Annotated in this window: 19 protein-coding genes and 1 pseudogene; 8 read left to right on the forward strand and 12 right to left on the reverse strand. The window is 67.5% G+C overall.

Annotation, left to right across the window (positions count from 1 at the left end; genetic code table 11):
- Positions 1-17: 17 nt before the first annotated feature.
- Genes ACWCQ6_RS22220 through ACWCQ6_RS22235 form a run of 4 tightly spaced genes read right to left on the reverse strand, consistent with a single transcriptional unit; the run spans position 18 to position 3,048 of the window.
- A complete protein-coding gene (locus ACWCQ6_RS22220; protein ID WP_451091693.1) occupies positions 18-1,394 on the reverse strand; it encodes an NADH-quinone oxidoreductase subunit D in 1,377 nt (458 codons plus the stop codon).
- Positions 1,394-2,119 (reverse strand): NADH-quinone oxidoreductase subunit C, encoded by a 726-nt coding sequence (locus ACWCQ6_RS22225; RefSeq protein WP_451091695.1) that lies wholly within the window; start codon positions 2,117-2,119, stop codon positions 1,394-1,396. The genes ACWCQ6_RS22220 and ACWCQ6_RS22225 overlap by 1 nt, the downstream gene beginning before the upstream one ends.
- Positions 2,116-2,670 carry a NuoB/complex I 20 kDa subunit family protein gene (locus ACWCQ6_RS22230; protein ID WP_451091697.1) on the reverse strand — a complete coding sequence of 185 codons (555 nt, stop codon included), beginning with the start codon at positions 2,668-2,670 and terminating at the stop codon, positions 2,116-2,118. Before ACWCQ6_RS22230 ends, ACWCQ6_RS22225 begins: the two co-directional genes overlap by 4 nt.
- Before the next feature lie 18 nt (positions 2,671-2,688).
- Positions 2,689-3,048, reverse strand: a complete 360-nt coding sequence (locus tag ACWCQ6_RS22235) for an NADH-quinone oxidoreductase subunit A (RefSeq protein ID WP_003992243.1) — start codon at positions 3,046-3,048, stop codon at positions 2,689-2,691.
- Positions 3,049-3,855: 807 nt separating this feature from the next.
- On the opposite strand from ACWCQ6_RS22235, the gene ACWCQ6_RS22240 reads away from it, so the two are divergent.
- Together ACWCQ6_RS22240 and ACWCQ6_RS22245 are read left to right on the forward strand one after the other, a co-directional pair.
- A complete protein-coding gene (locus ACWCQ6_RS22240) occupies positions 3,856-4,695 on the forward strand; it encodes a C40 family peptidase (protein WP_451091701.1) in 840 nt (279 codons plus the stop codon).
- Between the two features lie 328 nt (positions 4,696-5,023).
- Complete coding sequence (locus ACWCQ6_RS22245) at positions 5,024-6,391, forward strand: acyltransferase family protein (protein ID WP_451091703.1); 1,368 nt, start codon at positions 5,024-5,026, stop codon at positions 6,389-6,391.
- Between the two features lie 33 nt (positions 6,392-6,424).
- Here the strand turns inward: ACWCQ6_RS22245 and ACWCQ6_RS22250 are convergent, their stop codons facing one another.
- Positions 6,425-6,889: an ATP-binding protein gene (locus tag ACWCQ6_RS22250; RefSeq protein WP_451091705.1), complete on the reverse strand. Its 465-nt coding sequence runs from the start codon at positions 6,887-6,889 to the stop codon at positions 6,425-6,427.
- 258 nt (positions 6,890-7,147) lie between these two features.
- Between ACWCQ6_RS22250 and ACWCQ6_RS22255 the strand changes: the two genes are divergently transcribed.
- The 5 genes from ACWCQ6_RS22255 (at position 7,148) to ACWCQ6_RS22275 (ending at position 10,850) form a co-directional block, all read left to right on the forward strand.
- A complete protein-coding gene (locus ACWCQ6_RS22255) occupies positions 7,148-7,996 on the forward strand; it encodes a helix-turn-helix domain-containing protein (RefSeq protein WP_451091707.1) in 849 nt (282 codons plus the stop codon).
- A gap of 10 nt (positions 7,997-8,006) precedes the next feature.
- Positions 8,007-8,207, forward strand: a complete 201-nt coding sequence (locus tag ACWCQ6_RS22260; RefSeq protein WP_114246022.1) for a DUF397 domain-containing protein — start codon at positions 8,007-8,009, stop codon at positions 8,205-8,207.
- A 222-nt stretch (positions 8,208-8,429) separates the two neighbouring features.
- On the forward strand, positions 8,430-8,831 hold the full coding sequence (locus ACWCQ6_RS22265) for a hypothetical protein (RefSeq protein WP_451091710.1): 402 nt from the start codon (positions 8,430-8,432) through the stop codon (positions 8,829-8,831).
- A gap of 78 nt (positions 8,832-8,909) precedes the next feature.
- Entirely contained in the window at positions 8,910-10,142 is a 1,233-nt protein-coding gene (locus ACWCQ6_RS22270) for an MraY family glycosyltransferase (protein ID WP_451091712.1), read from the forward strand.
- Between the two features lie 216 nt (positions 10,143-10,358).
- Positions 10,359-10,850, forward strand: a complete 492-nt coding sequence (locus ACWCQ6_RS22275) for a hypothetical protein (RefSeq protein ID WP_451091714.1) — start codon at positions 10,359-10,361, stop codon at positions 10,848-10,850.
- Positions 10,851-10,980: 130 nt separating this feature from the next.
- Here ACWCQ6_RS22275 and ACWCQ6_RS22280 read toward each other — a convergent pair whose 3' ends face one another.
- The 6 genes from ACWCQ6_RS22280 to ACWCQ6_RS22305 all read right to left on the reverse strand — a co-directional run bounded on the left by ACWCQ6_RS22280 (position 10,981) and on the right by ACWCQ6_RS22305 (position 14,742).
- On the reverse strand, positions 10,981-11,367 hold the full coding sequence (locus ACWCQ6_RS22280) for a nuclear transport factor 2 family protein (protein WP_451091716.1): 387 nt from the start codon (positions 11,365-11,367) through the stop codon (positions 10,981-10,983).
- 108 nt (positions 11,368-11,475) lie between these two features.
- A complete protein-coding gene (locus tag ACWCQ6_RS22285) occupies positions 11,476-11,907 on the reverse strand; it encodes a transposase (protein ID WP_451091718.1) in 432 nt (143 codons plus the stop codon).
- Between the two features lie 12 nt (positions 11,908-11,919).
- Positions 11,920-12,384 (reverse strand): hypothetical protein, encoded by a 465-nt coding sequence (locus ACWCQ6_RS22290; RefSeq protein ID WP_451091720.1) that lies wholly within the window; start codon positions 12,382-12,384, stop codon positions 11,920-11,922.
- An 89-nt stretch (positions 12,385-12,473) separates the two neighbouring features.
- Positions 12,474-12,620 carry a hypothetical protein gene (locus ACWCQ6_RS22295; RefSeq protein ID WP_451091722.1) on the reverse strand — a complete coding sequence of 49 codons (147 nt, stop codon included), beginning with the start codon at positions 12,618-12,620 and terminating at the stop codon, positions 12,474-12,476.
- Entirely contained in the window at positions 12,617-12,985 is a 369-nt protein-coding gene (locus ACWCQ6_RS22300; RefSeq protein WP_451091730.1) for a hypothetical protein, read from the reverse strand. Before ACWCQ6_RS22300 ends, ACWCQ6_RS22295 begins: the two co-directional genes overlap by 4 nt.
- Before the next feature lie 470 nt (positions 12,986-13,455).
- Positions 13,456-14,742 carry a geranylgeranyl reductase family protein gene (locus tag ACWCQ6_RS22305; RefSeq protein WP_451091724.1) on the reverse strand — a complete coding sequence of 429 codons (1,287 nt, stop codon included), beginning with the start codon at positions 14,740-14,742 and terminating at the stop codon, positions 13,456-13,458.
- A 96-nt stretch (positions 14,743-14,838) separates the two neighbouring features.
- On the opposite strand from ACWCQ6_RS22305, the gene ACWCQ6_RS22310 reads away from it, so the two are divergent.
- The gene (locus tag ACWCQ6_RS22310) at positions 14,839-15,363 is read left to right on the forward strand and encodes a GNAT family N-acetyltransferase (protein WP_451091726.1); all 525 of its coding nucleotides are present in this window, start codon (positions 14,839-14,841) and stop codon (positions 15,361-15,363) included.
- Positions 15,364-15,372: 9 nt separating this feature from the next.
- Here the strand turns inward: ACWCQ6_RS22310 and ACWCQ6_RS22315 are convergent.
- Positions 15,373-16,543: pseudogene (locus ACWCQ6_RS22315) on the reverse strand (hypothetical protein); the annotation flags it as partial.

Here is a 16,543-nt window from a genome sequence, read left to right on the forward strand (position 1 = left end):
TTCCTGACGTGCTTCGGTCACCGGTCGACGCCTCCCATCACGGGGTCGATGGACGCGACGGCGACGATGACGTCGGCGACCTGGCCGCCCTCGCACATCGCCGCCATGGCCTGAAGGTTGGTGAAGGACGGGTCGCGGAAGTGGACCCGGTACGGGCGGGTGCCGCCGTCCGAGACGACATGCACGCCGAGTTCGCCCTTGGGCGACTCGACCGCGGTGTACACCTGTCCGGCCGGGACCCGGAAGCCCTCGGTCACCAGCTTGAAGTGGTGGATCAGGGCCTCCATGGAGGTGCCCATGATCTTCTTGATGTGGTCGAGCGAGTTGCCGAGGCCGTCGGGGCCGAGCGCGAGCTGGGCGGGCCAGGCGATCTTCTTGTCGGCGACCATCACCGGGCCGGGGGCGAGCCGGTCGATGCACTGCTCGACGATCCGCAGCGACTGGCGCATCTCCTCCAGGCGGACGAGGAAGCGGCCGTAGGCGTCGCAGGTGTCGGCGGTGGGGACGTCGAACTCGTAGTTCTCGTATCCACAGTACGGGTCGGTCTTGCGCAGGTCGTGCGGGAGCCCGGCGGAGCGCAGGATCGGGCCGGTGGCACCGAGGGCCATGCAGCCGGTCAGGTCGAGATAGCCGACGTCCTGCATGCGGGCCTTGAAGATCGGGTTGCCGGTGGCGAGCTTGTCGTACTCCGGCAGGTTCTTCTTCATGGTCTTCACGAACTCGCGCAGCTGGTCGATCGCGCCGGGCGGCAGGTCCTGGGCGAGTCCGCCGGGGCGGATGAACGCGTGGTTCATCCGCAGGCCGGTGATCAGCTCGAAGAGATCGAGAACGAGTTCACGATCGCGGAAGCCGTAGATCATGATCGTGGTGGCGCCGAGCTCCATGCCGCCGGTGGCGATGCACACCAGGTGCGAGGAGATCCGGTTGAGCTCCATCAGGAGCACGCGCAGGACGGTGGCCCGGTCGGGGATCTGGTCCTCGATGCCGAGGAGCTTCTCGACGCCGAGGCAGTACGCCGCCTCGTTGAAGAAGGGCGTCAGATAGTCCATGCGCGTGACGAAGGTGGTGCCCTGCGTCCAGTTCCGGAATTCGAGGTTCTTCTCGATGCCGGTGTGGAGGTAGCCGATGCCGCAGCGGGCCTCGGTGACGGTCTCGCCGTCGATCTCCAGGATCAGCCGCAGAACACCGTGCGTGGACGGGTGCTGGGGGCCCATGTTGACAATGATGCGCTCGTCGTCGGATTTGACCGCGGACTCGACGACCTCGTCCCAGTCACCGCCGGTGACTGTATATACAGTCCCCTCGGTCGTCGCCCGGGCATCCGACAGGGGCGTCCCGGAGGGACCCGTCGAGGGGTGGTCGCCGGGCGACGGGTGGGAGTGGGGAGTAGACATCAGGAGTACGACCTCCGCTGGTCCGGAGCCGGGATCTGGGCGCCCTTGTACTCGACGGCGATGCCGCCGAGCGGGTAGTCCTTGCGCTGCGGGAAGCCCTGCCAGTCGTCCGGCATCATGATCCGGGTGAGGGCGGGGTGCCCGTCGAAGACGAGCCCGAAGAAGTCGTAGGTCTCGCGCTCGTGCCAGTCGTTGGTCGGGTAGACCGCGACGAGGGACGGGATGTGCGGATCGCCGTCCGGGGCCGACACCTCCAGGCGGATCAGCCGGCCGTGAGTGATCGAGCGCAGGTGGTACACGGCGTGCAGCTCGCGGCCCTTGTCGCCGAGGAAGTGGACGCCGCTCACCCCCGTGCAGAGCTCGAAGCGGAGCGCCGGGTCGTCGCGCAGGGTCCGGGCGACGACGACGAGGTGCTCGCGGGCGATGTGGAAGGTGATCTCGCCGCGGTCGACGACGGTCTTCTCGATGGCGTGCTCGGGAAGCAGGTCCTGCTCCTCCAGAGCCCCTTCGAGCTCGTCGGCGACCTCGTCGAACCAGCCGCCGTACGGACGGGACGTGGCGCCCGGCAAAGTCACGGTGCGGACCAGGCCGCCGTAGCCGGAGGTGTCACCGCCGTCACCGGCGCCGAACATGCCCTTGCGTACGCCGATGACCTCGCCGGTGTCCTCGCGCGGGGCGGGCACACCGTTGTGGTTCTGCTCGTCGTGGTTCCGGGTCTCGCTCACCGCAGCAGCCCCTTCATCTCGATCAGGGGAAGCGCCTTGAGCGCCGCGTCCTCCGCCTCGCGGGCGGCCTCCTCCGCGTTGACCCCGAGCTTGGAGCTCTGGATCTTCTGGTGGAGCTTGAGGATCGCGTCCATCAGCATCTCGGGCCGCGGCGGGCAACCGGGCAAATAGATGTCAACAGGAACAATGTGATCAACACCCTGAACAATGGCGTAATTGTTGAACATTCCGCCCGATGATGCGCAAACCCCCATGGAGATCACCCACTTGGGATTGGGCATCTGGTCGTAGACCTGCCGCAGGACGGGAGCCATCTTCTGGCTGACCCGCCCTGCCACGATCATCAGATCCGCCTGCCGCGGCGATCCGCGGAAGACCTCCATCCCGAAACGGGCCAGGTCGTAGCGCCCGGCCCCGGTCGTCATCATCTCGATGGCGCAACAGGCGAGGCCGAAGGTGGCTGGGAAGACGGAGGACTTCCGCACCCAGCCGGCGGCCTGCTCGACAGTGGTCAGTGCGAAGCCGCTGGGCAGCTTCTCTTCGAGTCCCATGGTGTGCCCCTCAGCCCCTCAGTCCCATTCCAGGCCGCCGCGACGCCACACATAGGCGTAGGCGACGAAGACGGTGAGCACGAAGAGCAGCATCTCCACGAGCCCGAAGATCCCCAGGGCGTCGAAGGTGACGGCCCAGGGATAGAGGAAGACGATCTCGATGTCGAAGACGATGAAGAGCATCGCCGTCAGGTAGTACTTGATGGGGAAGCGGCCGCCTCCGGCCGGCGTGGGTGTCGGTTCGATACCGCACTCGTACGCTTCGAGCTTTGCCCGGTTGTACCGCTTGGGGCCGATAAGCGTGGCCATGACCACGGAGAAGATCGCAAACCCTGCCCCGAGGGCGCCGAGCACGAGGATGGGCGCGTAGGCATTCACGCTCCTCGCTCCTTCCAGTCGTCCTTGACCGTTGGACCGCATCGGGCGACCGGCTCACCACCCCACCAAGATCGTGTACATGTGAGGCAGTTCACAAGCCCGACTGCCCCGCATCCTATGCCCGCCATCCTGTGATCTGCGACACGGGGTACGACAACGCCTTTGTGATCTCCACCACCTGACGAAGGATCATGAAGTCGGATGAGCGGTGATCTTCGTACGCGAAGCGGCCGAGTGATCACGAGACGTGACATCCGATGCCGTTACCGCTGGTCAAACGACTGTCGCCCTATCAAGAGATGGCCACCTCAAGCAAATTGGCGATGGACACCACGGGGTGATAAAGGATCTTCCTCGCTCCGGCCGCGAACGGTCACCCAGCGGCCGGCCCGACCCCGCCCGGCCCCCTTGAACCTCACCCGAGAGAGGGGGCCCCTGGAGCGAAGTGGACGCGTGGGCGCATTCACGGCCAAGCGACCGAACGAGGCATCTCCCCTCACCGGGTGTCGGCTTGAGCGCATGGCGCATAACCGACCCCCGCACGGCGACCCCCATGTGACCTGCGTCACTTCATCAAAGGTGCAATAAAAGCGGGCTTGGCCATTGGTGTGAACGGATGGTAAGCGGCGGGCAATTCGGGCGTATTGCCGAAAGTCCGTGATCACAGGGGTGATCAGGCATGCCCGTTTTGCCGGTTACGGCGTCAATAAGGGTCCCCGGAAAGCGGATTCGCAGGTTCCGTACGTAACTGTGTCGCAACACACGTTTCTTGATGGGAGCCCCGAGGCCCTGATAGCGCTAGTACTCATGTCCCACACCGCTCACATACCCAGCCACCGGAAGCCTCGCCGAAGCGCCTCGAAGACGGCGCTGCGGGCCGGAGTTGCCAGTGGCGTCCTCAGCACCATCGCGGTCGCAGGCGCTGCCGGTACGGCCCAGGCCGAGCCGGTGACCCAGACCATCGAGATGCCCACCATCACCTCCGGGCTCTCCACCGCCGTCGCCGCGTCCGCCGAGGCCACGCAGCAGGTCGCCCAGGACCTGCAGACGCAGGCCCAGGAGGACGCCGCAGCCACCACCGCTGCCAAGTCCGCCAAGAAGGCCAAGGCCGAGGCGGTCCGCAAGGCAGAGGCCAAGGCCAAGGCGGAGGCGGCCGCCAAGGCCAAGGCGGAGGCCGCCGAGCGCGCTTCCCGCTCCGAGGCCCGTACGGCGCTCAGCACGACCTCCGGCTCCACCGCCGGCACGGCCGTGTCCACGGCCTCCTCCTCGTCCTCCTCCTCGTCGAGCGCGACCGGTTCCGCAGCGGCCGTCATCGCCTTCGCACAGGCCCAGGTCGGCGACGCCTACGTGCTCGGCAGCACCGGCCCCAGCTCGTGGGACTGCTCCAGCCTCGTCCAGGCCGCGTTCCGCTCGGTCAACATCGACCTGCCGCGCGTTTCCCAGGCCCAGTCCACCGCCGGCACCCAGGTCTCCCTGAGCAACCTCCAGCCGGGCGACATCCTGTACTGGGGCGGCGCGGGCAGCGCGTACCACGTCGGGATCTACGTGGGCAACGGCGAGTTCGTCGGTGCGCAGAACTCCAGCACCGGTGTGGTGCAGCGCCCGCTGTCCTACGACCCGCCGTCGGGCGCGGTCCGCGTTCTCTGATTCGGCGCAACCTCCGGGTTCACGGATTCACAAGCGCCTTCGCGGCGCGCGGCGAAGGGCCGTCACTCCCCCGCTCGGGAGCGACGGCCCTTCGCCGTATCCGGTCCTGTGGCACGCCGGTGCTCGGTCGGCCCGGCACCCGGTTCGCCCCGCTTTCCGGGAGCCTCGGTGTCCGGGGGTGGCGAGGATGAACCGCACCGTCCTCAAGTGGCGACCGTGCCCCGTACGTGGTGGGGAGAGCCCCACCACGGCATGCGGTGCTGGCCCCCCGATGAATTCGGGGGACCGCTTTACTGACCGTATCTCCTGCTGACCGCACGATGATTGCATGCAGCAAACGCAGGCTCATTCGCCCGGTCGCGGTCGCGGTCGCGATCCATTCATAGACGTCATCAGAGCACTATGTGTGCTGGCCGTGATTTCCCAGCACTGGCTCATGCCCGTACTGGCCTATGAGAATGGGCATTTGAGCACCGGGAATGCGCTCGCCAGTCCCGGCTGGTGGATTGTCACATGGCTGACGCAGGTCATGCCCATGGTGTTCTTCGCCGGCGGAGCCGCCAATTTCTTCTCGTTCCGGTCGGCGAAATCGGTGCACATCTGGCTCCGGAGCAGAATCGCGCGTCTTCTGGTGCCGGTCATACCCCTGGGAACCGTGTGGCTGCTGCTGCCCCACGCGTTGATCGGCGCAGGAGTGCCTGAGCAACCGGTGCTGATGGCGGGCAAAATAGCCGGCCAGTTGCTCTGGTTCCTCGCCGTCTACGTGCTCGTGGTCGCGCTCACGCCGGTGATGTTCAGGTGCTACCGCCGGTACGGATGGCGTGTGATCGGCATGCTCGCCGTCTGCGCCCTGGTCGTCGATGTACTGCGCTTCGAGGTCAACCCCGCCATCGGGTTCCTGAACGCCCTGGTCGTCTGGCCGGCAGCCCACCAGCTCGGCTTCCACTACGCCGACGGCGGCCTGCGCATGCGGAGCGGGTGGACATCGGCGGGTCTGGCCGCGGTCGGCTTCGGACTCACCGCGGCCGCCGTGTTCTTCGGCCCCTACCCGGCATCCATGATCGGAATGCCCGGGGCCCCGGTCTCCAACATGAGCCCTCCGACCGCGGTGATGCTGTCGCTGACCATCGGCCAGCTCGGACTCTGGCTGACGCTCAAGCCCGCCATCACGCGATTCGCCGAACGTCCACTGGCCACCGTCTTTCTGCAGTGGTGCGGAACCCGTTTCATGACCCTGTACCTCTGGCACATGCCCGCGCTCGTGATGACGGCGGGAATCTCGATCGTCGGACTCGGCTTCGCGACACCGAATCCCGGCAGCCCGATGTGGTTCGCGGTGGCACCGCTGTGGGTCGGCGTTTCGGGATTCTTCCTGGTGTGCTTCACCAGAATTTTCGGCCGGTTCGAATTCCGTCGCCGTTCCGGTGCGGCATCGGACATGGGCCTCGGCAAGGTCGTTCTCGCGGCGGTGCTTTCCGCCGGTGGCCTTCTCGGACTTGCCGCGCAAGGTTTCATTTCCCCCGGAAACTCAGTCGGTCCGGTGCTGTGGGTGGCGCTGGTGCTGGCAGGACTGCTCGTCGTACGGGAGAGGACCGCCCCGAAGGCCGTTGTCGGGCAAGGCTCTCGCACCGTGCCCGTTCAACTGGCGGTGCGCCGTGAAGGTGCCCGGGTCCTCTCCCGGCAGGGCAGCGGATGAGGGCCTGGCGCCCCGAGTGCGGGGCGGGACGCCTCAGCGTCCGGTGGCGGCGAGGGTGAACCACACCGTCTTCGAGTGCGGCGAGCGGTCCCCGTACGCGGTGGTCCCCCACCGGGCGGCGATCCCGTCCACGAGGAGGAGCCCCCGGCCGCCCTCGTCCGCGTCGGCCTGCGGCGAGGGAGTGCGCGGGGGCGGCGGCGTGGGCAGGCGGCCGGGTTCGTCGTCCGTCACGTACACCGTCACCTGCATCCGGTTGACGGTGACCTCCACCCGGATCTGCGGCGAGTCCGTGTGGCAGTACGCGTTGGAGACGACCTCGCTCGCACAGAGCCGGGCGTCGTCGACGAGGCGCGGGTGCCCGGCGACCCACAGCACCGTCGCCACGAAGTCCCGCACGATCTTGGGGGCGGTGGGGGCGTTCGGCACGACGAGCCGGTATCGCTCGCCGCGTTGGGGGAGGTAGGGGGCGGGTGCTGGAGGAGCGGTTACGGAGGTCATGGCGCGGTCTCCCTGCGTGAGGCGGTCTCCGGGGCGTCGTGCGGTGGGCGTGGTCCGTGGCATTGGCCGAGTCCCGCAGGCGTTCAACTTCCTTGCAGGTGGCTGCACTTCGGGCCGACTCCCCCTTGGGCTCGACACCACCGGACGCTAGGGCACAACAATGGGACGGCGCAACAGTGTGACGGCCGTAGCACCCATACGAGTGGACCAGTGGCACGGTTGAGCGGCACACTCGTACCCGCACGAAGGGGAGGGCCCATGCCACCAAGGAGCTACCCGACCGCCCGACAGAGGCGGCTGGGTGCGGAACTTCGCAAGCTGCGCGAGCGGGCGGGGATGTCGGGGAGCGAGGCAGCCGCGTACCTCGGCGGCGAGCGAGCCCAGATCAGCCACATCGAGTCCGGCCGGTACGGAGTGAGCAGCGAACGGGTTCGTCGGCTCGCAGCCCACTACTCGGCAACCGACAAGCACCTGGTCGACGCCCTGGCCGAAATGGCCGAGGAGCGCACGAAGGGATGGTGGGACGACTACCGCGGAGTGCTCTCGCCCGGATTTCTGGACCTGGCAGAGCTCGAACACAAGGCGTCCTACATTCGCGCCATCCAGATGCTCAACATCCCTGGTGTGTTCCAGACGGAGTCGTATGCACGAGCCATCATCCGAAGCGGAATCTCCGACCTTCCCACTGACGAGCTGAACGCCCGCGTCGAGCACCGCACCAGACGGCGCGACATTTTCGACCGCCCCAGGCCGACCCCGTTCGAGGCATTCATCCATGAGGCCGCATTGCGCATGCGGTACTGCGATCCCGAGACGATGCGGGCTCAACTCGCCTTTCTGCACGAGGTTTCCACCTGGCCGTCCGTGACGATCCGCATCATCCCGTTCGCCCAGCAGATCACCGGTTCAGTGCACTCGACGCTGTACGCCGGGGCGAGCATCCCGGCGCTCGACACCGTCCAGCTGGACAGCGCATTCGACGCAGGATTCCTGGATGCCGAGGCCCAGTTGGCGCGATATCGAGCCCTCCTTGGCTCCATCGAGTCCATCTCTCTCGACACGAAGGAGTCCGCACAATTCATCCAACGCATCGCACAGGAAATGTGAGCCCACCCGCATGACCGACGCAATCAACTGGCAGAAGTCCTCCTTCTCCGGAGCAGACAACAATCAGAGCTGCATCGAACTGGCCCCCGTCGACGGCTCGATCAAGATGCGCGAGAGCGACGACCCCGATGTCGTCGTCACCACCACCGTCGCCAAGCTGCGCGCTTTCGTGCTCGGCGTGAAGGCCGGCGAGTTCGACCACCTGATCTGAGCCCGGCCCACGAGCGCCCTCCGGTTCGAACACCGGAGGGCGTTTTGCACACCCGGCGCAACATAGGGACGTCACACTGTTGCACCGCGCTCACCGGTAACGCTACCGTCGCTCTGCGTCGACGCGTGTGAGGGAGCCACCCGCCCCCGCACACGCGCGGTGCCACAACTTCCGCCTGCTTATCTGCCACTTGGCGCGCCCGCTGCGATCGGACGGTAGACGATGCGTACGCCCCTCACCCCCTTACAGCCGGCCGTCGAACGCGGCTACCGGTTCGAGGCCCTCCGCTACGGCCCCGCCACCGGCTTCGTCCCCGAACCGATCGACCTGCGCATCCTGACCACGCCTCAGGAGGCCATCCGCGCCATCCGGATCCAGCTCCGGGCGAACCATCTATTCGGCCTCACACCGCGCGAACTGATCCGCGCCCACTACTGGTCCGACCAAGGCGGCTGGGTGCAGGCTCTGGGGGCGCTGCACCGCGGCGAGCCCTGCGGGTTCACGCTCATGCTGCGCGGCGGCCGGCACATCGAATGGCACGTCCGCCCGCTGACCTACGTATCGCTCGACGCCCGCACCCACCACCGCCCCACCCCGCTCCCCATCGCACAGAACTACGCATGAGTTAGGCTCGCCGGGGCGCAGCGAGGGCATCGATCGGGCTCAGGTATCGGCCCGCTGGGCCGGAATGTGAGGCCGCCCGTGCGGGACTACTTGCTGATGCTGTTCGTCACGGCGGCGGTGACCCATGTCCTGACCGGCCCCGTAAGAAAGTTCGCGATCTCCATCGGGGTGGTCCCCGAGGTCCGGGCACGCGACGTCCACCGCGAGCCCACTCCGCGCCTGGGCGGCATGGCCATGTTCGGTGGGCTGCTCGCCGGACTGCTGGTCGCCTCCCACCTGCCGCACCTGGAAGAGATCTTCACGCAGAGCTCGACACCACGGGCGCTGCTCTCCGGCGCGGCACTGATCTGCCTGCTCGGCGTACTCGACGACAAATGGGGTGTCGACGCGCTGGTCAAGCTCGGCGGCCAGGTGCTCGCCGCCGGAGTGATGGTCTTCCAGGGACTCACCATCCTCTGGCTCCCGGTGCCGGGCACCGATGGGATCTATCTCTCCGACTGGCAGGGCACGCTGCTGACCGTGGGGCTGGTCGTCGTCTCCATCAACGCGGTCAACTTCGTCGACGGGCTCGACGGACTGGCGGCGGGCACGGTGGGCATCGCGGCGACGGCGTTCTTCCTGTACGCGTACCGGCTCTGGTACGGCTACGGGATCGAGGCCGCCGCGTCCACCACGCTGATCTCCGCGATCCTGGCGGGCATGTGCCTGGGCTTCCTGGTCCACAACTCGCATCCGGCCCGGATCTTCATGGGCGACTCGGGCTCGATGCTGCTCGGCCTGCTCATCGCCGGGTGCGCGGCCTCGGTGACGGGCGAGGTCGATCCGAGCCTTCTCAACCAGTCGGTGGACGGCAGGTCCGGATCGGCCGCGATGGTGCCGGTCTACATTCCGCTGCTGCTGCCGCTGTCCGTCATCGCGCTGCCCGTCGCGGACCTCGTGCTCGCCGTCATCAGGCGTACGTGGAACGGGATGTCCCCCTTCGCCGCCGACAAGGGCCACCTCCACCACCGCCTGCTCCAGCTCGGCCACTCGCACCGCCGGGCCGTGCTGCTCATGTACTTCTGGTCGGCGCTGTTCTCGTTCGGGATCGTGGCCTACTCGGCGCGGGGCGCCAAGTCCTGGATGCTCTTCGGGGTCGCGTTCGTCTGCGCGGTGGGCCTGTTCCTGCTGCTCCAGCCCCGCTACACATCCGGTATCACCCGCCGCCTGCTGCCGCGCAGGCCCAGGGGCCGCGTGGTCGCCACCGGCGGAAAGCGCACCGAGGCCGACGACCTCCGCACACGCGTGGACGCCGGCCACCGGGACGGCTGACGGGCGGCGTGCCGATCCGAGCGGGGCTTCCTGGCGAACCAGGGCCCTGGGGGCGAGCACGGGCGCACCACTGATCAACCCGCACGATGGGCCCAGGCAACCGTCTACCCCGACATGCGGACCGACCCCGACAACGCCCCCGCAACAACAATGGAACCAGTCCGGGCGGTGAGCTTGCCACGTTGGACGACTTCCTGACGGGGTACCACTATGCAGATGAGCGAGACGAACAAGCGCCGGGACATCCCGAAGGACCGCTGGGTCTTCGGCCTGGAGGAGGTCCCCGCATCTGACACGGGCGAGGACGGGGCACCTCATCGTGTTGCCTCCGCCTTCGACACCACCGTCATCAGCGCTCCAGAAGGCACGCCCCAGGAACTGTGCTGGGCAGCGGAGGAGATCGTTTCCCAATGCGGGCCGGAATGGGTGGTCTCGTCAGTCCTCCTGCAGTGGCTCAGGATCGAAGCTGGTGATGAGCTCCGACTGGGGGTGGAAAGCTGCCTGCTGGAGCGCGTCTCCGACGATCGGGTTCGCCTGCACGCCCACTACAACCAGTGGGAGGAGTTGGTCGTACCCATGACGGATGTTCGGCGCATGCTGATCGACATGATGCACTTCCTCACCAAGGAGGCCCGTCACCCGCTGCCGAGCTGGCGCATCCGGCGCCTCGGGCAACGGGATTGGACGCAGAAACGCACCGCTGAGTAGCTGATCATTTGCCGACCTCGGACGGACCGTGGTGCGCGTACCGCGACTACGCAGCGGCCTTCTTGAGCCGTCGCCAGCAGATCAACCGCAGGCGAGCGAGACGAATCCGTCGTCCGTCCGGGACTCGCAGTTACATGCTGTCGGGCGGGATGGGTGTGGCCTGGTGGTAGTACATCTGCCACGACGCGGCCGCACCCTGCTGGCGCCAGAGCGAACTCCGCCGTGCCCGGTTTCCATCAAGCGTGGTCTCGTAGGTGAGATGTACCAGCCCGGGTGCCAGAAGGACGCCGGTGATATCAGAGGGCTCGTAGCGCGGGCCACTTTCTGTAGCACCGTCCATCTCGGGCATCGCAGCAAGCATGTCCTCATACGTCCACCGCCGCCCCGAGGCCCCGACCTCTACGAAGTCCGGGTCCAGGAGTTGCTGGGCAAGCGAGCGTGAACTACGCACGCTGGGGTCCATCAGACGCAGCTCGCCTGCGATCGCTTCGCGTACCTCATCTGTCTCCCGGGTCATGCAGGCATCTTCGCCCAGGTGACCAAGCCCATCGCAACCGAGTTACTGCGTGCAGAGCACAGCTCGACTTCCGGGCTGTGCTGGTCACCACCTATCGAGACGACCCCTTCAGAGCTCGTAACACGAGCACGATCGGGCCTTCTTGAGGCGTCTCCAGCAGATGAGGCTGCAGGCCAGGGAGACGAAGGCGTCGTGGAACTCGGTGCGGCGTTCCCAGCGGATGGCAAGTCGCTTGAAGTGGTGGAGCAGGGCGAAGGTCTGCTCGACGACGTAGCGGAGCTTGCCCAGACCCCGGATGTTCGGGGCACCCTTGCGGGAAATGACAGGCAGGATGCGGCGCTTGCGGAGCTCGTCGCGGTTCGGATTGGAGTCGTAGCCCTTGTCTCCGAACAGGGCTTCGGGACACCTGCGAGGACGACCGGGGCGGTCGGCGACGGGTGGAATGCCGTCGACCAGGGCGTGGGTCTGGGTGACATCGTTGACGTTGGCCGCAGCCGTGATGACCTCGAGCGGTGTTGGCGAGCAGCACCGAGCCAACACCCTGCCGAGAAGTCACGTACGGGAAGAAGGAGAGCTCTTCGCGGACCAGAAATCCGACTTGACGTCAGGAATGGGGGTCATCTTTCCAGCATAGTTCGGGCCGACTGTCTCCGCTTTCGGCGGAGACACCTCGGAAGCGTTTACACAAGGCGTCGCAACCTCAAAAAAGGCTTGCCCTGCGCCACCGATGAGCACGCGCACATTGAATTCGTCGGGCGTCCTGTAGTACATGGCCGGCATATCTGAGTTGTTCACCGAGAGCTGCTTGTATCCCTGGCTCTCCCAGTAACGCTCGATCACCCCCAGGAAGCTACCCCGACGTTCCTTCGAGATAATCGTCATGACCGCCCGGCGCCTCTGCACGTCACAATTACCCTCAGTCGACTGCCCGTGGGTCCAGTGCACTGGTGGCTTGATGGCAGCGAATGTCCCGTCGAGGATCTCGTCCGCACGCACCGCCGCCTCCTGCATGTTCATCTCTACCTCCCGCCCAGTCGGATCGCCTGATGTGTCGCATCCAGCCAGGAGCAGCGCTCCAGCCATCAGCACCACTGCTTTCAAAACCCTCATCGAGGCATCTCCAAGCTGATCTTTTCAGACTGCCCAACCACGATCTCGGCAATATTGTCGGCCGATGCCCGATTTTCCGCCGAGTTGATACCGGCTCCCAGAACAAATCCGGTCTGACCTCCGTCGACCGTGCCGGAGGTCATTCGGAGGCTTCCGCATTGGTTCGGGAGTTCGGTGACGAGTTGGTGCCGGGCCAAAGGACGTACGCCGAGACATTGTCGGCGGTATCGGGGGTGCCATAGGCGATAATCGAGCGCCCGTTACTCTCATCGCCGATGCCCAGCAAGTACATCGGCGGCTCACTGTCCTTCTCCAGCTTCTCCTGGATCCCCTCAGACACCCAGCATGTCCCGGGAAGCGTCATCATGCTTCGCGTCGAGTTGCCCGACGTCACCGGTCGGCTCGGCGTGGCCGTCCTCTCCCCGAATCCCGAATCCCGTTGATGCATATGAGTGGCGTGCCGCTCGGCCACCTGCGCCTTGAGCCGTTCCCACTCGTCCCACGCCACGCGCGTGCCCTCCCCCGTAAGCCCCGGGCATCGCCCGGGCAAAGCGACCCAGTTACGTCTGTTGTGATCTCTGAGATTACCGGCAGAGACGTTACGCACAGGTGCGCTGCGTCATGTCCGCACGATCACTCAAACCGGCCCTGAGTACCCGTACTTACGCGCACCACCTTCGTGTCTGGCCGGCCGCTCGGGCACATGGCTCGAAGCCGCCACCGCGCGCGATGAGAATCGGTACCGTTCGGGCCCGGCAGACCCTTGCGGCGTCTGCCGGACGAACGTGCTTTTGATGTACGGAAGTTGGCTGGATGCCAGTGGTGCGGTCTGCGGATGGACGCTACACCGGCGCCAAATCAACACAGTGGCCGGTCGCTTCTCCTCCGTGGGCAGACGCACATCAATAAAACCGGCCACGGCCGCATTCACCGAGTGAGCGCAGCCGTAGCCGGTTCGAGGGTCCGAGGGGGGGCGGATCAGGCCCGCGGGGCCACCTTCGCGAGGCCGTTGATGATGCGGTCCATCGCGTCGCCGCCCGTGGGGTCGGTGAGGTTGGCGAGCATCTTCAGGGTGAACTTCATCAGCAGCGGGTGCGTCAGGCCGCGCTGGGTGGCGACCTTCATGACCTTGGGGTTGCCGATCAGCTTCACGAAGGCGCGGCCCATCGTGTAGTAGCCGCCGTAGGTCTCCTTGAGCACCTTCGGGTAGTTGGTGAGAGCCAGTTCGCGCTGGGCCGGGGTCGCGCGGGCGTGGGCCTGGACGATGACGTCCGCGGCGATCTCGCCCGACTCCATGGCGTACGCGATGCCTTCGCCGTTGAACGGGTTGACCATGCCGCCCGCGTCACCGACGAGCAGCAGGCCCTTGGTGTAGTGCGGCTGGCGGTTGAAGGCCATCGGGAGGGCGGCGCCGCGGATCGGCGACGTCATGTTCTCCGGGGTGTAGCCCCAGTCCTCCGGCATCGACGCGCACCACGCCTTGAGGACCTCGCGCCAGTCCAGCTCCTTGAAGGCGGAGGAGGAGTTGAGGATGCCGAGGCCGACGTTGGACGTGCCGTCGCCCATGCCGAAGATCCAGCCGTAGCCGGGCAGCAGCCGGTCCTGGGGGCCGCGCCGGTCCCACAGCTCCAGCCAGGACTCCAGGTAGTCGTCGTCGTGGCGGGGCGAGGTGAAGTACGTACGCACGGCCACGCCCATCGGACGGTCCTCGCGGCGGTGCAGGCCCATGGCGAGCGACAGCCGGGTGGAGTTGCCGTCGGCGGCGACGACGAGCGGGGCGTGGAAGGTGACCGGGGTCTTGTCCTCGCCGAGCTTCGCGTTGACGCCGGTGATGCGGCCGGTGCGGTCGTCGACGATCGGGGCGCCGACATTGCAGCGCTCGTACAGCCGCGCGCCCGCCTTCTGCGCCTGGCGGGCCAGCTGCTCGTCGAAGTCGTCGCGCTTGCGGACCAGCCCGTAGTCCGGGTACGAGGCGAGATCGGGCCAGTCCAGCTGGAGGCGGACGCCGCCGCCGATGATGCGCAGGCCCTTGTTCCGCAGCCAGCCGGCCTCTTCGGAGATGTCGATGCCCATGGAGACGAGCTGCTTGGTGGCGCGCGGGGTGAGGCCGTCGCCGCAGACCTTCTCGCGGGGGAAGGCCGTCTTCTCCAGGAGCAGAACGTCCAGTCCGGCCTTGGCGAGGTAGTACGCCGTCGTGGAGCCGGCCGGGCCTGCCCCGACGACGATCACATCCGCGCTGTGTTCGGAGAGGGGCTGCTCGGTCACGGTCGGATCTCCCGAAGACTCGAAATCGCGTGCCGCGCGGCACCTGTCCCATGCAGTCTAGGGGGGTCGCCGATCAACCTTCCGAAGGGCTCCCAGATGTCGACCGTGCTTCCCGGCGCTCCCTCCGTACAGCTGCGCGTCCCGACCGACGAGGACGCACTCTCCTGGCACCGCGCCTTCGACGACCCCGAGGTGATGGAGTTCTTCGGCGGTGCGTCGGAGGAGCTCTCGATGTACGAGGAGTGGACCGCCCGGCAGCGCCGGCTCGACGCCGAGCTCGGCTACTGCCTGTGGACGGTGCTGGGCGAGGACGGCGAGGTGGCCGGCTTCACCGGCGCCCAGCCCTGGCCGCGGACCGATTACGGGCCGGTCGGCGAGATCGAGATCGGCTGGCGGCTGGCCCGGACCGCCTGGGGCCGGGGTTACGCCACCACCGCCGCGCGCCTCACGCTGGAGCGGCTGCGCGCGGCCGGGGTGGAGCGGGTGGTGGCGACGATCGACGCGGAGAACGAGCGGTCGATCGCCGTGGCCCTGCGCCTGGGGATGGAGCGCGCGGAGAGCTTCACGACGCCGACGACGGGCCAGGAGGTGGTCTGCTTCCGGCTGGCCCTGACGCCGTGAGCGCGGGCGTCAGTCGATGTCGTTGAGGGACCAGGTGGACAGGGCGGTGTCGAAGATCCGCCGGGCGCCCGGCCAATCGGTGTCGCGTTCGGTGGTGTAGATGGCGTACTCGGTGCCGTCTTCCGCGATGTAGCTCTGGTCGATCGCGTGGATCGTCTCGCCGCTCTCCCGGTCCTCGTAGGTGTACTCCCAGATCGCGCCCGGCCGCCCCTGGAAGGTGTTGGCCGTCAGCTCCAGCCGTCGGTAGTTCTTCTGGTTGGCGTCGGCGGTGCGCTCCAGCGTCACGAAGTTCTCGTACGAGGTGTACGGGGCGTTGCGGATGACGCCGACCTTGAGTGCGGCCCGGCCGGTGGAGCCCGCGTAGGTGATCTGGTGGTTCTCCTCGCTCTGCCGGTCCCAGACCATGGGGACGGCGAAGGAGAAGCCGGCGGTGTCGGAGACGAGCCGGAATCCCTCGGGGACGGTGGGGGCGGAGGGGGCAGCGGCAGCGTCGGTAGCGGTGGGCTCCGGGCTGCCGGACGGGGACGGTTCGGGGGACGAGGCCGGTTCGTCGGTCGGCGTCCGACTGCTCCGGGCCTCGGTGGTGGGCTTGTCGTCCGTGACCGCTCCGTCGCCGCTCCGGCCGTCCGTCAGGGCCAGAATCCCCGCGGTCGCGCCGCCGCCGATGAGCAGCGCCGCGACGAGGGTGCCGGTCCAGACGAGGGCGGTGCGCTTGCGGCCACCGGCCGGGGAGGCCGGAGGGGCTGCGGGGGCGGCGGCCAGGCTGACGGTCTGCGGGTCGTAGGGGGCCGCGTTGTAGGGGGCCGCGTCGTACGGATTCGGCGTCGGAGCCGGAGTCGGTGTCGGGGCCTGAGCCGGAGCCGGAGCCGGAGCCGGAGCCTGAGCCGGAATCGGAGTCGGGGCCTGAGCCGGTGGCGTCGGCGGGGCCTGAGCCGGAGTCGGAGCCGGAGCCGGAGTCGGGGCCGGAGTCGGGGCCGGAGCCTGAGCCTGAGCCGGAGTCGGGGCCTGAGCCGGTGGCGTCGGCGGGGTGGACGTCGGCGCCTGAGCCGGTGGCGGCGTCTGAGCCGGAGTCGGCGCCTGAGCCGGTGGCGGCGCCGGGGTGGCCGTCGGATGGCCCCGCATGGCCGGCAGACAGCTGCCCCGGACCGGGCCGATCGCGTCCCCCCACTGCGGCGGGATC

This window comes from Streptomyces sp. NPDC001880, assembly GCF_053594575.1.

What these genes read in the sequence shown, in the direction of transcription:
- ACWCQ6_RS22220 (WP_451091693.1), bottom strand. Translation starts at nt 1,394, where the DNA reads ATGTCTACTCCCCACTCCCACCCGTCGCCCGGCGACCACCCCTCGACG.
- ACWCQ6_RS22275 (WP_451091714.1), top strand. Translation starts at nt 10,359, where the DNA reads ATGAGCGAGACGAACAAGCGCCGGGACATCCCGAAGGACCGCTGGGTC.
- ACWCQ6_RS22290 (WP_451091720.1), bottom strand. Translation starts at nt 12,384, where the DNA reads ATGAACATGCAGGAGGCGGCGGTGCGTGCGGACGAGATCCTCGACGGG.
- ACWCQ6_RS22265 (WP_451091710.1), top strand. Translation starts at nt 8,430, where the DNA reads ATGCGTACGCCCCTCACCCCCTTACAGCCGGCCGTCGAACGCGGCTAC.
- ACWCQ6_RS22310 (WP_451091726.1), top strand. Translation starts at nt 14,839, where the DNA reads ATGTCGACCGTGCTTCCCGGCGCTCCCTCCGTACAGCTGCGCGTCCCG.
- ACWCQ6_RS22240 (WP_451091701.1), top strand. Translation starts at nt 3,856, where the DNA reads ATGTCCCACACCGCTCACATACCCAGCCACCGGAAGCCTCGCCGAAGC.
- ACWCQ6_RS22280 (WP_451091716.1), bottom strand. Translation starts at nt 11,367, where the DNA reads ATGACCCGGGAGACAGATGAGGTACGCGAAGCGATCGCAGGCGAGCTG.
- ACWCQ6_RS22260 (WP_114246022.1), top strand. Translation starts at nt 8,007, where the DNA reads ATGACCGACGCAATCAACTGGCAGAAGTCCTCCTTCTCCGGAGCAGAC.
- ACWCQ6_RS22245 (WP_451091703.1), top strand. Translation starts at nt 5,024, where the DNA reads ATGCAGCAAACGCAGGCTCATTCGCCCGGTCGCGGTCGCGGTCGCGAT.
- ACWCQ6_RS22255 (WP_451091707.1), top strand. Translation starts at nt 7,148, where the DNA reads ATGCCACCAAGGAGCTACCCGACCGCCCGACAGAGGCGGCTGGGTGCG.
- ACWCQ6_RS22250 (WP_451091705.1), bottom strand. Translation starts at nt 6,889, where the DNA reads ATGACCTCCGTAACCGCTCCTCCAGCACCCGCCCCCTACCTCCCCCAA.
- ACWCQ6_RS22230 (WP_451091697.1), bottom strand. Translation starts at nt 2,670, where the DNA reads ATGGGACTCGAAGAGAAGCTGCCCAGCGGCTTCGCACTGACCACTGTC.
- ACWCQ6_RS22295 (WP_451091722.1), bottom strand. Translation starts at nt 12,620, where the DNA reads ATGACCTCCGGCACGGTCGACGGAGGTCAGACCGGATTTGTTCTGGGA.